Annotated in this window: 14 protein-coding genes; 6 read left to right on the plus strand and 8 right to left on the minus strand. The window is 68.1% G+C overall.

The features are described 5' to 3' along the window. Positions 1-16: 16 nt before the first annotated feature. The 5 genes from AB0B91_RS00110 (at position 17) to AB0B91_RS00130 (ending at position 5,713) form a co-directional block, all read left to right on the plus strand. On the plus strand, positions 17-1,000 hold the full coding sequence (locus AB0B91_RS00110; protein ID WP_358312312.1) for an aldo/keto reductase: 984 nt from the start codon (positions 17-19) through the stop codon (positions 998-1,000). Continuing rightward, positions 997-1,707, plus strand: coding sequence for a sulfotransferase family protein (locus tag AB0B91_RS00115; protein WP_358312315.1), 711 nt, complete (start codon positions 997-999; stop codon positions 1,705-1,707). Before AB0B91_RS00110 ends, AB0B91_RS00115 begins: the two co-directional genes overlap by 4 nt. A gap of 12 nt (positions 1,708-1,719) precedes the next feature. After that, complete coding sequence (locus tag AB0B91_RS00120) at positions 1,720-2,577, plus strand: family 3 encapsulin nanocompartment shell protein (RefSeq protein ID WP_358312318.1); 858 nt, start codon at positions 1,720-1,722, stop codon at positions 2,575-2,577. 102 nt (positions 2,578-2,679) lie between these two features. After that, positions 2,680-4,305 carry an AMP-binding protein gene (locus AB0B91_RS00125; protein ID WP_358312321.1) on the plus strand — a complete coding sequence of 542 codons (1,626 nt, stop codon included), beginning with the start codon at positions 2,680-2,682 and terminating at the stop codon, positions 4,303-4,305. A gap of 1 nt (position 4,306) precedes the next feature. Next, positions 4,307-5,713: a DHA2 family efflux MFS transporter permease subunit gene (locus AB0B91_RS00130; RefSeq protein ID WP_358312324.1), complete on the plus strand. Its 1,407-nt coding sequence runs from the start codon at positions 4,307-4,309 to the stop codon at positions 5,711-5,713. Between the two features lie 138 nt (positions 5,714-5,851). Here AB0B91_RS00130 and AB0B91_RS00135 read toward each other — a convergent pair whose 3' ends face one another. The 7 genes from AB0B91_RS00135 to AB0B91_RS00165 form a co-directional block, all read right to left on the minus strand. Then, on the minus strand, positions 5,852-6,016 hold the full coding sequence (locus tag AB0B91_RS00135) for a hypothetical protein (protein ID WP_358312327.1): 165 nt from the start codon (positions 6,014-6,016) through the stop codon (positions 5,852-5,854). A gap of 70 nt (positions 6,017-6,086) precedes the next feature. Further along, entirely contained in the window at positions 6,087-6,878 is a 792-nt protein-coding gene (locus AB0B91_RS00140; protein WP_358312330.1) for a hypothetical protein, read from the minus strand. Between the two features lie 229 nt (positions 6,879-7,107). Beyond that, entirely contained in the window at positions 7,108-8,157 is a 1,050-nt protein-coding gene (locus tag AB0B91_RS00145; RefSeq protein WP_358312333.1) for a hypothetical protein, read from the minus strand. Between the two features lie 5 nt (positions 8,158-8,162). Then, the gene (locus AB0B91_RS00150) at positions 8,163-8,816 is read right to left on the minus strand and encodes a hypothetical protein (RefSeq protein WP_358312336.1); all 654 of its coding nucleotides are present in this window, start codon (positions 8,814-8,816) and stop codon (positions 8,163-8,165) included. A gap of 80 nt (positions 8,817-8,896) precedes the next feature. Continuing rightward, positions 8,897-9,727, minus strand: coding sequence for an ACT domain-containing protein (locus AB0B91_RS00155; protein WP_358312339.1), 831 nt, complete (start codon positions 9,725-9,727; stop codon positions 8,897-8,899). A gap of 158 nt (positions 9,728-9,885) precedes the next feature. Next, a complete protein-coding gene (locus AB0B91_RS00160; RefSeq protein ID WP_030475722.1) occupies positions 9,886-10,089 on the minus strand; it encodes a cold-shock protein in 204 nt (67 codons plus the stop codon). Between the two features lie 212 nt (positions 10,090-10,301). Further along, positions 10,302-10,748 (minus strand): MarR family transcriptional regulator, encoded by a 447-nt coding sequence (locus AB0B91_RS00165; RefSeq protein ID WP_358312342.1) that lies wholly within the window; start codon positions 10,746-10,748, stop codon positions 10,302-10,304. Between the two features lie 97 nt (positions 10,749-10,845). Here AB0B91_RS00165 and AB0B91_RS00170 point away from each other — a divergent pair, with 97 nt between their 5' ends. After that, on the plus strand, positions 10,846-12,288 hold the full coding sequence (locus tag AB0B91_RS00170) for an MFS transporter (protein ID WP_358312345.1): 1,443 nt from the start codon (positions 10,846-10,848) through the stop codon (positions 12,286-12,288). A 4-nt stretch (positions 12,289-12,292) separates the two neighbouring features. Here AB0B91_RS00170 and AB0B91_RS00175 read toward each other — a convergent pair whose 3' ends face one another. Next, positions 12,293-13,096 carry an SAM-dependent methyltransferase gene (locus AB0B91_RS00175; RefSeq protein ID WP_358312348.1) on the minus strand — a complete coding sequence of 268 codons (804 nt, stop codon included), beginning with the start codon at positions 13,094-13,096 and terminating at the stop codon, positions 12,293-12,295. Between the last annotated feature and the right edge of the window lie 132 nt (positions 13,097-13,228).

Raw genomic sequence — 13,228 nt, forward strand, 5'->3', positions numbered from 1 at the left:
CAAGAGGGTTCAAGGGATGCGACACCGCAAGATGGGAAACCTCGGCTGGGAAGTCAGCGAGGTCGGATACGGCATGTGGGGCATCGGCGGCGGCCCCGGCAACTTCACCGGCTGGGACTACGACGTCGCCCCCCGCTGCCTCGACGAGGCAGTCGCGCTGGGCTGCACCTTCTTCGACACGGCCTGGGTGTACGGGCGAGGGATCAGCGAGCAGTTGCTCGGCGCGCTGCTCCGCCGCCATCCCGACCGGAGGCTGTACGTCGCCACGAAGATCCCCCCGAAGAACCGCGAATGGCCGCCGGGACCGGACGACACCCTCGACGACGCCTACCCCGCCGACCACATCAGGGAGTACACGTACAGAAGCCTGGAGAACCTCGGAGTGGCGCGCATCGACCTGATGCAGTTCCACACCTGGGAGGACCGGTGGGCGGCCGACGAGCGCTGGCAGGAGGCCGTCACCGACCTCAAGCGTGAAGGGGTCATCGACGCGGTCGGCATCAGCGTCAACCGGTGGGAACCGGCCAACTGTTTCGCCGCCCTCGACACCGGTCTCATCGACGTCATCCAGGTGATCTACAACATCTTCGACCAGGCGCCCGAGGACGAGCTGTTCGACCGCGCGCTGCGCGACGGCATCGGGATCATCGCTCGCGTCCCGTTCGACGAGGGCACGCTCACCGGCACGCTGACCGCCGAAAGCACCTGGCCGGAGGAGGACTGGCGCAGCACCTACTTCTGCGCGGAGAACCTCCAGCCGAGCGTCGAACGGGCCGAGCGCCTCAAGGCGGCCGTCCCCGAGGGCACGTCGCTCCCCGAACTCGCCCTGCGGTTCATCCTCAACCATCCGGCGGTCAGCACGGTCATCCCGGGCATGCGCCGACCCGCACATGTACGGGCGAACCTCGCGGTCAGCGACGGCCGGCCGCTCGATGAAGCGCTGCTCCAGGAGCTCCGCGGGCACCGCTGGGACCGCGTCCCGGCCTGGTGGTCGGGGTGAACCCGGTGATCATCATGTGGGCGCACTCCCGCTCCGCCTCGACGGCGTTCCTGCGCATGATGATCGAGCGCGGCGATGTGACCGTCCTGCACGAGCCGTTCCTCGCCCTGACCGAGGAAGGAGCGGTCCCGCTCGGCGGCCAGGCGATGGCACGCTCGGAGAAGGACCTTCTCATGGGCCTCAAAGAGCTGGCCCGCGTGCGGCCGGTGTTCGTCAAGGAGGTCCTCGACTACGAGTACCCCTACCTCTTCGACCACCCCGGCGAGCTAGCCGGGATCGTCCACACCTTCATCGTCCGCGACCCCAAGCCGACCATCAGCTCGCACTACGCGATCAAACCGGCGGTGACCTGCGCGGAGATCGGCTACGAGCGCCTGCACCGGCTGTTCGAGCTGGTCTGGTCGGCCACCGGGCGCAGGCCGCTCGTCATCCGCACGGAACGGCTGGTGCGGGAGCCGGCGAAGGTGGCCGAGGTCTTCTGCGAGTACGCCGGCCTGCCGTTCCTCCCCGGGGCGCTCTCGTGGGACTCAGGGGATCGGCCCGAGTGGCGGCGAACCCGCCGATGGCATCTCGACGCAAGCAGCAGCGCCGGCTTCGAGGACCGCCGGAACACCTACCCGGACACCGTCGACAACCACCCCGCCCTCAAGGCGTTCTACGACCACCATCTGCCCTTCTACCAGCGGCTCATCCAGCACGACTTCTGACCGGGAGCACCCATGTCAACGGACACAGCCCCAGCCGGCGCGCCGACCGTGAAGCAGTCCCCGGGCGAGGCATTCGCGCGGGCGTTCGCGGCCGATCCCAGCCACGCGGAGGTGACCTTCGACTACACCATCACCGAGGCACACGAGCCGACCAAGGACCGGCCCCGGCTGACCGTGCGCAACCTGCTCAAGGTCCGCCCGGCCGACGACGTCGCCCGGTTCTGGACCGAGTCCCGGCCCAGCGAGGAGGAGCGGAAGGCGGTACGCGACTCCGACGTCCGCCGCGAGGCGGCGTTCAGGTTCGGCATGGCCGAGGCCGGGGTGCACCCGATCCGGGCATGGGTCCAGATCCCCGACGGGCTGGCCGACGACCCGGCCGCGCTGGCCACCTTCCTCGACTACCGGCTCCTGGTACGGCTCGCCACCGCGGAGAACCTCGCGCTGACCAACCTCCTGCTCGACCACCCGGAGATCGCCCGGCTCCCCTACGACACCGACTACGTCGCCGGAGTCCTGGCGGCCTGTGACGAGGTCGAACAGTCAGGCGCCACGCCGCACGCGATGATCATCAACCCGAACGACTACTACCACTGGCTCGTCGGCCGCAACGGCCTGCTGACGGACCTGGCCACGGGCAACGGCATGAAGATCTGCCGCAACCGGTGGATCAGCCCGGGGTCCGCCCTCGTCGGTGACATCTCCGTGGCGGCCAGGCTCCTCGACGGACGTCGCTCGGTGATCCGCGTGGCCGAACCTCCGCCCGGCACGTTCGCCCGGCCGGGCGTGGCCGTCTGCGCGGAGGTGTGGGAGGGAGTCGCGGTCCATCTCCCGACGCTGTTCTTCCTCGTCACCCCTGCGGAGAAACACTGATCAAACGGCCGGCGATGAATCGCCCTATATGCCGTACTTTGAATTTCATGGCAATGAGGAGACAAAGGCGTCCGCGGGGCGCCTGACGAAAGGCGGATGGCCGTGACGGACACACATGAGGAATATCGGCGCAACGGCTGGTGGCGAAACGCGACCTTCCTGGATGACCTTCGGCATAACGTGGCGGCATTTCCCGGCAAGCCCGCGCTGATCAGCCGACGGGTCGCCGATGGCCGTACCGACGTCGTCACCTACGCGGAACTGGACCGGCTGACCGACCGAATCGCCCACGGCCTGATCCGGCTGGGCGTGCGGCCCGGGGATTATGTCGCGATCCAATTACCCAATCGCCGGGAGATGCTGCCCCTGACGCTGGCCTGCATCAAAGTGGGCGCGCGTATCGCGCCGCAGTTCCCCATCTACCGGCATCGCGAGCTCGACTTCATGATCCGGCTGACCGAGGCGCGCGTCTTCATCACCGTGAACCGCCTCGGTGACCTGCCGACCGCGGAGACCGCGATGACGCTCGCGAGCGAGATCCCGACCCTGGAGCACGTCGTCGTCCTCGGCGGCGACGGCCCAGCCGGGTCACTCGGATTCGAGGAGCACCTGCTCGACCCCGAACCCGGTGACCCCGCGGACCTGGCCGGGCGCGCGCTGGGCCCGGACGATCCGTTCCTCATCCTGTTCACCTCGGGGACGACCGGAGAGCCCAAAGGCGCGCTGCACAGCCAGAACACCCTGCATGCCGCCATCCGCGGCTACGGGGACGCGTACGGCCTGGACGACAGCCTGGTCATCATGACGGCGCAGACCTCCATGCACTATGTGGGCCTGGTGATGACGTACCTACAGGCGTTGATGCTGGGCGGCACCGCGGTCACGGCCGACCTCTGGAACCCCGGCGTCTACCTCGACCTCATGGCCGAGCACGGCGTCACGATGTATTACGGCACGCCGCCCTTCGCCCGGGAGATCAGCGAGGAGCAGAAGGCCAATCCGCGGAAGATCCCCACTCTGCAGATCTTCGTGTCCGGCTCGGCGCCCGTACCGCCGCACCTGGTGGAGCAGGTGAGCGAGATCCTCGGAGTACGGGTGTACGCGCTGTGGGGCATGACCGAGAACGGCGGCGTCACCATGACCCGGCCCGAAGACCCGCCGGAGCGGGCGGGCGAGAGCGACGGCACCGTCGTGGCCGGCATGGAGGCGCGCATCGTCGACGAGGAGAACCAGCCGGTCCCGGCCGGAGAGATCGGCGCGTTGCAGGTACGCGGCGCGGCCCAATGCCTCGGCTACTACCGGCGCGACGACATCTACGCCAAGTCGGTCACGCCGGACGGCTGGTTCGACACCGGCGACCTGGCCCGCGACGACGGCTACGGCGGCGTGCGCATCTCCGGCCGGACCAAGGACGTCATCATCGCGAACATGTGTCTCAAGCTGCCGGTCAGCGACATCGAGGCGCTGCTCGGCCGGCACCCCGCCGTCCGCGACATCGCGCTCATCGGCATCCCGGACCCCAAACTGGTCGAACTGGTGTGCGCCGTGGTGGCGCCGTCGGGTGAGCCGCCTACGCTGGAGGACCTGCGGACCCACCTGGAGGACGCCGGCGTGAACAGCTGGTTCTGGCCCGAGCGCCTCGAACTCGTCGAGGCGATGCCACGGACCCTCACCGGCAAGATCCGAAAGGTCGAGCTCCGGGAGCGGTTCGGCGCGGCGTCCAGCTGAGATGCGCGGATCCCGCGCGCTCCCGCTGGCGGTGCTGTGCGGGAGCGCCTTCCTCGGTGCGATCGACGTACAGCTGGCGAACATCGCGTTCCCCGACATGCTCCGGAGCTTTCCGAGCAGCGGGCTGCCCGAACTGTCGTGGGTGTTCAACGGCTACGCGATCACGTTCACGGCGGCGCTGCTGCCGGCGGGCGGCCTGGCCGACCGGTTCGGCTATCGCCGGGTCTTCCTCGCCGGTCTGACAGTGTTCGTGATCGGCGCCGCCCTGTGCGCGGTCGCCCCCTCGGCCGGCATCCTGATCGCCGCCAGGGTCGTGCAGGGCGTGGGCGGCGGCGTGATCACCCCGCTGACCCTGGCCCTGATCCTGCCGTACTACCCGCCGGAGCGGCGTGGCACGGCGATCGGGCTGTGGAGCGCGACGCAGTCGGTGGCGACCGCCTCCGGGCCCTCGCTCGGCGGGCTGCTGGTCGGCGTCTGGGACTGGCGCACGGTGTTCTTCCTGCACCTGCCGGTCGGGCTCGTCGTGCTGGCCGGCGCGTGGCGGACCCTGGCCCGCACGCCCCCGTCCACCCCGTCCCGGCTGCCGGACATCGTCGGCCTGATCCTGCTGGTGGCGGCCATCGGCCTGCCCTCCCTGGCCATCGTGCAGAGTGACGCGTGGGGGCCGGGCAGCCCGGGTACGATCACCGCCCTGGTCGCGGGCGTCGCCTTCGGCGTGCTGTTCGTCCGGCGGGCCCGCTCGCACCCCGCTCCCATCGTAGACCTGAGAATCCTCCGGGCCAGGAGTACGCAGCGGGCCAACCTCGCGATGTTCCTGCTCGGCCTGGTGATGTTCGCCCTGCCGCTGGCCAACATCCTGTTCCTGACCAGGATCTGGGGATATTCCGAGACCCAGGCGGGGCTCGCCGTCACTCCAGGAGCGGTCGCGCAGGTCCTCACCGCACCGATCGCCGGACGGCTGGCGGCGAGAACCGGGCATCGCAGGCTGGCGCTGTGCGGTGTCGTGCTGCTGTCGCTCGCCACGGCCTGCCTGGCGGTCGCGACCGGAGGCGGCCCGGCCTACCTCACGGTGGTCTTCCCCGCGGTCGTCGTCACCGGGGTGGGCATCGCCGTGCTGGTCACGTCGCTCAGTGGAGCCGCCGTCGCCGAGATCCCGCCCGCGCGGCTCGCCACCGGCACCGCCTTGTCCGTCACCTCGCGGGCCTGTGGCGCGGTCATCGGCGTGTCGGCGCTCGTGCTGGTCCTGTCGGGGCACCGCGTCGGCGTGATCGGCGCCTATCACGGCGTCTGGGCGACCATGCTCGGGATCTGCGCCTTCATCGCCGTCGCCGCCGCGGGTCTGCGCAGCTCAGAGGCACCCGCCACGGCGGACGCCGGTCAGCGCGAATCCGGCGCGGAGCCGCCGTGACCGACGTGTTCCAAGAGCAGAACGGCTGACCGGACCCAAGGTGAGTCAACCTCAAACGTACGGTCCGCAACTGGCTGCGCTGCGTAGTCATACCCGTTGAATCCACGGAGGCGCCGCCGCCCGGGGAACTTCCATCGATCAAGCTCCGGTCGCCCGCCAGCGAAGTCCAAGTCTCGCGCGGCGCCTCTTGGCTTCCTTCTCCACCAGCAGGACGGCGCGTCGTTCGACGTCGGTGTAATACTCGTCCACATCAAGCCGCTCGTCCGCGACCTGCTCGGCTCTTTCGATGACTTCGTCACTCACAGTAGGTCCGTTTTCCATTTAGGCTCCCTCCCTGCATTGACTGCCCCTTCGATGCGCTGCCATCAAAGTCTCACAGAGCACGAACATGCGCCAGACCTGCGGCCAGCGCTCCGCCGAGCAGTCTGAGCGCTTCTACATCCGAATCTTCGAACGCTTTCGCCTCGGGCGAGACCACCACGAGCAGCCCTTCTTTGAGACCGGCCTCCTTGACGCCGACAGAGCTGGCGATACAGCTCTTATACCGGGGCTTCCCCATCTCCAGGACGTCGAGGAAACAATCTTCCCCGCTAATATCATCTACGCGCTTCACCCGCAGATGGTTCGATGCGAATTGCAGGAGATCTTTATCGTGATCACCATCGACACCCAACCTGCTCCGCGGCGAGCCGACTCCCCAAAGCGCGCTTACCAGTTGTAGATACCCATCCTGCCCGAACTTATAGTAAGCGGCCCGAGTCAAGCTCGGTTGCTTGGCATGACTGCAGGTACGCCTGGCCGCGGCGACGATCTGGTGGATCAGAATATCGGCCGCGGCCTGCGCCTGGAGCGCGTCGTTCTTACTGCACAGCCGGCCGAGGGCGACAATGACCGGGAGGCCTCCACCGGAGAGCGTCCGAGCCATTCGCGCGGCGATCTCTTTGTAGCCGCCATCGCTCGTGTGCCTCAGCCATATCGAAAGTCCGCCGAGCGCCGCGCAAATCAATAAAGCCAGGACAACGGCATCGCGAGCCTGATCATCGACAAGTGTGACCGCGACCCCCAGGCCCGGGACCGCCATTCCAAGAAGTGCCGTGACGGGCAGGTTGAGGAGCGCCTTGTCGGCGAAACTCCGCATGACCTGCCAGGCGCGCTTGCTTTTCATCAGCCGACGTCCTTTGCCGATCTTGAGCTACCGGTCCACAGAAGTATCCGCCGTGACAAGATAACGTGAGCCAGGCGCTGTAGCCACAAGAATGTTCATAGACAGAGGATCATCACCAATCCGACACCACGGTGATCGGACATCTCTCCTATAAGCCACCTAAGTGATTAGTCGGGCTGGACGCCGCGGCAATTAAAAACAAACAATGGCACTCATCAATTACGGGAAGTCATGCCGAACCTCGCGTCGGACTCGGCCGGCGCGCGCGGAAGCGACGGAACGCGACGAGGAGGACCGCCCCGGCGATGAGGGCTACCAGCCCGGCGCCCGCGAGGGCCAGCGTCCACGGGGAGTCCAATGACCCCGGCAGGCCCGACGTTCCGGGCTTTTCGGGGAAGGTGAGCGTTCCGGTCGCCGTATGGCTGATCCGGCCGCTGCGCAGGGTGAGGTGGAACCTCCATGGCCCGGCGGGCAGGTCGTCGCCCATCAGTGCGACGACGTTTCCCTGGTCGCCGGGCGCCAGGGTGGTGTCGCGGTTGACCGGGAAGGGGCCGGCGCGCAGAAAGCTCGGCCCGTCCGACAGCGACAGCTCTCCGCCGAAGTCGAGCGCGCGTTCGCCGGTGTTGGAGACGTCCACCACGATCTTCAGCTGTCCGTCCTCGGTTCGCCCCGGCACCACCTCGCCGATCTCGAAGTCCGAGGGCGGCTCCCCGCCCAAGCCCACATCGAGATAGGAGCGGATCCCGACGCGATGGACGAGCTTCACGTTTCCCTTCGCTCCAGGTTTGTCGGAGGAGACCTGTGCCCATACGACGGCGTACCGCTCTCCCTTGCTGGCCCATTGCGGCACGGCGACGGTGGCCTTCACCCGCGTCCTGCCGTTCGCCGGCAGGTCGACGGACGAACGGTTGAGCCTGACCCACTCGCTCAGCTCGTTGGAGGTGCGGTCCGGCGCGAAGGTGAAGCGGCCACCCCTGATACCGGCGGCGGCCGCGTACAACTCCACGTGCTGAGGCTCGCGTGAGGTGCTGTAGACCTCAAGGCTCCGGGTGAAGGTGGTGCCCGGATTGACATGGTCGACGATGAAGACGCGCGAACGCGGGTCGTCCATCCGGTTGGCGGGGACCTCCAGCAGCTTGATGCCGATGCCGTCCCTGCCGCCCGAACCCGTCCCGTCCCGGCTCCCCGAGTCCGCGACCGCGGGAGCGCTGATCACCACATGCAGCAGGAGCGCCATCAGCGTCGTGTAGACGGGCCTGCGCAACAGCGAGGTAGGCATATGAGCTAGGCGACGGAGTGGTTCACCGTGCCGGTATAGGTGCCTGCCACCGCTTGGGCGGGGAGGTTGATGACGAGCCACGGGGTCCATGTGCAGGAGTTGTCACCGGAGCCGGTGACCTTGCTGTAGGCGGTGCGCGATACGTTCAGCGATTGCGCGGCCGCCGCGTTGACCTGGCCGGGGACGAAGGTGCCGGTACCAGTGGTGGCGCTCGCGGTGCCGGACCAGTACAGAACATCCGTGTTGGGAATGGTCTCCGCGGGGGTGCCACCGCCCGTCGTGAAGCCACCCGCCGAGGCGTCCACCGACGACACCCAGGTGGCGACGAGCGCGGCCCGCTCGTCGGTCACGGTGACCGGGCCAAGAACTGCAGTGATCTGCTGGCCCCCCGCGCCATCTCCGATGAGCTTGGAATCCGGCACGCTGACCTTCAGGCCGTCCTCGGCGGTCACGGTGAAGGTCACCGTGGTGGGACAGGTGGTCGAGTCCGGGCACTCCTCGGCCTGCGAGGGAAGGGCCACCATCGTGGCGGCCAGCGCACCGGCGGCACCGACCAGCGGGAGGCGCAGACAGCTCTTGAACATTGCCGATTCCTTCCGTAGAACCCGGCGTCCTGTCTGGATGCGCTCCCGGGTGATCTCATCCTGCTCCGCGATCACCCGCCCGAAACGGCCCGAGCAAGCATCTATCAACTCTTTGTGATCATATGATGACTATATGTAATCATGGGCTGCGGCGTTCAGTCGGAGTAGCGCCGCTGTCTCACGCTGGCGGCCAGCGCGGCGGCTCGGGCCGCCTCCGTCGGTGTGAACGGCAACGCGGGGCGGCTGACCAGGAGCGCCCGTTCGGGATGGACGGAGATCACCATGGTGGTGCCGGACTCGCCGCCGCCGGCGACGGTGTCTCCGGGAAGTCGCCATTGGACGTCCGTGGCGCGCAGGAGCTCCGCCATCGCATGGGGCAACTGCTCCGGATCCTCGCTGACGGCGTGGCCCAGGACGAGGGCCTGGACTCCGGGATCGACCAGGTCTTTGACGTACGCGCGGACGATGACGATGTCGAGCCCGCCGGCCTTTCCGACCGCCGACCGCAGGTCCTTCTCACTCAGCTGAGCGGGCGTCTCGACCACGAACTCGTCCAGCGCGTCGCAGCCGGACGGGGAGATCGCGCTACTGCCCGTCGCGGCGATGTGCAGGGCCAGGACGTTGCAGTCCAGCCTGGCGAACGCCGCGGCCAGTTCCGCCAGCCGGCCCGGACGGTCGACCACCCGAGTGCGGATACGCCACAGCTTCATGGGCCGGCCTCCCTCGATATCGATCACCTCGGCGGCGTGACGCCGGGTTCCGCGCCGCGTGCCGAGCCGTTTGTGGACGAAGGCACAGACGATCAGCCCCGCACCGAGGGCGATCAGCACCGCGGGGCCCGGGGCGGAGTGCCCCATAAGAGTGGCGAACAGGTGGGCCAGACCGACCGCGACGAACAGCACCGCCAGCTCTACGACCTCACGCTTCCACGAGGCGGTGGCCTGCTCAGGAGTGTGCGCCCGATCTACATCTTTCGCATCGCTCATGGAGGCAGGATGGCAGCCGGCTGTTTCGCGGCCACGTGACGTGCGGTTTCGCCGACATTAACGCTCACGGGGCGCCGCGCCCGCGACTCGGCCCCGCAACGCGACGAGCCGGGGCCCGCACCTCTTCAGGTGCGAACCCCGGCTCGTTGTGCGTAACGTCAGGCGGGAACGATGTTCTCGGCCTGCGGGCCCTTCTGGCCCTGGGTGATGTCGAAGCTGACCTTCTGGCCTTCCTGCAGCTCGCGGAAGCCCTGGGCAGCGATGTTGGAGTAGTGGGCGAAGACGTCAGCGCCGCCGCCGTCCTGCTCGATGAAGCCGAAGCCCTTTTCTGCGTTGAACCACTTCACGGTGCCAGTCGCCATGTCGATCTCCTCTTGGATAGGCGCAGTAGTCAGAACCCGCACGTCACGGGCTCCACGTCGCCGAAATGACCCATCCGGAAATGACCGGCAAACAAAATGCGCCTGAGGGGGCTACGTCCCGTCAGGCGCACACAAAGTTCATTGGGTACCAGAACTGCAACTGAGTTCAGGATAGCACGTGACCCCTGCCGATGGGCCGACACGCCACCCTGTCAGTCCGCCGAGCGGGTGTGGTGGTCGAGGACGCGGCCCAGCAGGTCGACCAGCCGCTCGCGGTCGGCGGGTGACAGCGGGGCGAGCAGGTCGCGCTGGACCTCGCCCAGTACGGCGTCGAGCTGATCGAGCCGCCGGCGGCCCTCCGGGGTCATGGTGATGACGTTGCGCCGCCGGTCGTCCGGATCGGGAGCGCGTACGACCAGCTTCTGGTCGGCGAGCTCGTTGACCATCGCGACGGTGTCGCTGCGGTCGATCCCGCAGCGCTGACTGAGGCTCGCCTGGCTCGCGGGGCCGAACTCCTCCAGCGCGGCGAGTATCGCGAAGTGGTAGCCCCGGGCGTCGATCGGACTCAGCCCCTCGGTGAGCAGCCGGTGCGCGTGCAGCGAGGTCTTGTTGATCAGCCAGCTTGCTTTCCCGCGCAGGCGGCTGGGGGCTGTCTCCATGCGGAAAGTCTAGCCAATCCGTTGGCGCTCCCCACGATCCCTGCTACCGTTTGCCCGACAAACATTGGCCGAGCCAATCAATTTCGCGAGGTGTGACATGTCCACAGCAGTCGGTTCCTCCCGGCTTCCTTCCGACCCCGCCGCCCCGGTCCCCCGGCGCTGGTGGGCGCTGGCCGCGGTCGCGACCGCCCAGCTGATGATCGGACTGGACCTGACGATCATGAACATCGCGCTGCCGTCCGTACAGAGATCACTGGATCTGTCGGATCCGGACCGGCAGTGGGTGATCACGATCTTCGCTCTGGGGTACGGCGGGCTGCTGCTTGTGGGCGGCCGTCTGTCGGATCTCCTCGGCCGCAGGCGCAGCCTGATGATCGGGTTGACCGGGTTCGCCCTGGCTTCCGCGATCGGCGGTGCGGCGATCGGCCCGGCGATGCTGCTCACCTCTCGGGCTCTGCAGGGTGTCTTCGGGGCGCTGGTGACTCCGTCCGTGCTGGCGACGCTCGCCGCCACCTTTCCCACGCCCGCGGAGCGCGGTAAGGCGTTCGGGATCTACGGCACCGTCATGGGCAGTTCCTCCGGCGTGGGCGTCGTGCTCGGCGGGGTCCTCACCGACTACCTCGACTGGCACTGGTGCATGTACGTGAACCTGCCGATCGCCTTCGTCGCCGGAGCCGGTGTGCTCTACGCGGTCCGTCCCGTGCCCCGCGCGGCGGGAGCACGCGTCGACGTCGCCGGGGCGCTGCTGGCGACCATCGGCCTGATGGCCCTGGTCCTGGGTTTCGCCCGAGCCGAACCGGACGGCTGGGGCGGGGCGAGCACCCTCGGGGCGCTGGCCGTCGGCGTCCTGGCGCTCGCCGCGTTCGTCTGGGTGCAGAGCAGGGTCGCCGGGCCGCTGCTGCCGCTGCGGGTGGTCCTCGACCGGCGTCGGAGCGGGTCCTATCTGGCGGTGCTCAGCCTGGCGGTGGGCATGTTCGCCGCGCTGTTCTTCCTCACCTTCTATCTGCAGAACGTGCTCGGCTATTCGCCGGTCCGGGCGGGTCTGGCCTTCCTGCCCCTCACCGCCGGGCTCATGCTGGGCGTACGCCTGGTGAGCCCGCTCCTCATGCGGGCGCCGGTGCGATCGCTGCTGTGCCCTGGGCTGCTGACGATCGCCGCCGGCCTCGCGCTCCTCGGTCTCCTACAGGTCGACAGCGGCTACTGGGCGCACGTGCTCCCGGTGTTCGCGCTGGTCGGCCTCGGAACCGGGTGGGTGCTGGTCGCCGCCAACAGCACCGCGACCCTCGGCGCGGGGGCCGACACCGCCGTGGCCGGGGCCATGGTCATGACCTCGCAGCAGATCGGCGCCTCGCTCGGCACGGCGCTGCTCAGCACGATCGCCGGGACGGTCGCCGCCGGCTATCTCCGCACGCATCCCACGGCAGCCGCCCGGGCGGCCGTTCACGGCTTCAACGTGGCGAGTCTCGGCGCCGCCGGGTTCCTCTGCCTGGCCGCGCTCGCGGTCTTCCTCATCACCGGCCCGCGGAGCTCCGGGCGTTAGCGGGTCAGGGCTTCCTGGCGATGCCGCCGTACATGAGGCGCTGACCGACGCTGAGCACCTCGGGGACGGTGTCCTCGGGACGCCACAGAGGCAGCGGGACGACTCCCGGCTCTAGCAGTTCGAACCCGTCGAAGAACCCGGTGATCTCCTCGGGGGTCCGGAAGCGGCCGGTGCCGAGCAGCGCGAGGAACTTCTTCTCCGCGTCGCGCGCGTCCTGGGTGGCGGAGCAGAAATGGGTGATGAACAGGTAGCTGCCCGAGGGGATCGCCGCCATGTAGGCATCGACGATGCCCTTCGGGTCCTCGCTGTCATGCAGGTGGTGCAGGATGCCGACCAGCATCAGGCCCACCGGCCGGCCCAGGTCGATGAGCCGCTTGACCGTCTCGTCACTCAGAATCGCCGCCGGGTCGCGCAGGTCGGACGTGACCACCCCGGTCCGGTCGTTCTCGGCCAGGATCGCCCGGCCGTGGGCCAGCACCATCGGGTCGTTGTCGACGTAGACCACGTGCGACTCCGGATTGGCGCGCTGCGCGACGTGATGCGTGTTCTCCACTGTCGGCAGGCCGGAGCCGAGATCGATGAACTGCGTGATGCCACGCTCGGAGAGAAGGCGCACGCCCCGGCCGAGAATCTGCCTGTTGTACGTGGCCACATCGTAGATCTCCGGGACGACCTTCACGATCTCGGCGACGAAGGCGCGGTCGACCTCGAAGTTGTCCTTGCCGTTGAGCACGACGTCATAGGCCCGGGCGATGCTGGGCCGCGTTGTGTCGATGCCGTTTGCCCACAAGTCCGACTTGTCGGTCACGGTGGACTCCTCGCGAGGTCGGAAACAGTGTTGATGATCATATGCCGGAAAGGTGAGGGAGGCGCGGTTTTGAGGGGATAAGCGGGCCCCTAAACCCGGATAAGCGACCATTTCCTGACATGCCATTTGATG

Source organism: Nonomuraea sp. NPDC049141 (assembly GCF_040648415.1).
Classification (GTDB): Bacteria; Actinomycetota; Actinomycetes; order Streptosporangiales; family Streptosporangiaceae; genus Nonomuraea.

Bases quoted from the DNA above. Each gene is read 5' to 3' on its own strand.
- AB0B91_RS00120 (WP_358312318.1), top strand. From the start codon at position 1,720: ATGTCAACGGACACAGCCCCAGCCGGCGCGCCGACCGTGAAGCAGTCC.
- AB0B91_RS00140 (WP_358312330.1), bottom strand. From the start codon at position 6,878: ATGAAAAGCAAGCGCGCCTGGCAGGTCATGCGGAGTTTCGCCGACAAG.
- AB0B91_RS00130 (WP_358312324.1), top strand. From the start codon at position 4,307: ATGCGCGGATCCCGCGCGCTCCCGCTGGCGGTGCTGTGCGGGAGCGCC.
- AB0B91_RS00165 (WP_358312342.1), bottom strand. From the start codon at position 10,748: ATGGAGACAGCCCCCAGCCGCCTGCGCGGGAAAGCAAGCTGGCTGATC.
- AB0B91_RS00155 (WP_358312339.1), bottom strand. From the start codon at position 9,727: ATGAGCGATGCGAAAGATGTAGATCGGGCGCACACTCCTGAGCAGGCC.
- AB0B91_RS00170 (WP_358312345.1), top strand. From the start codon at position 10,846: ATGTCCACAGCAGTCGGTTCCTCCCGGCTTCCTTCCGACCCCGCCGCC.
- AB0B91_RS00110 (WP_358312312.1), top strand. From the start codon at position 17: ATGCGACACCGCAAGATGGGAAACCTCGGCTGGGAAGTCAGCGAGGTC.
- AB0B91_RS00160 (WP_030475722.1), bottom strand. From the start codon at position 10,089: ATGGCGACTGGCACCGTGAAGTGGTTCAACGCAGAAAAGGGCTTCGGC.
- AB0B91_RS00145 (WP_358312333.1), bottom strand. From the start codon at position 8,157: ATGCCTACCTCGCTGTTGCGCAGGCCCGTCTACACGACGCTGATGGCG.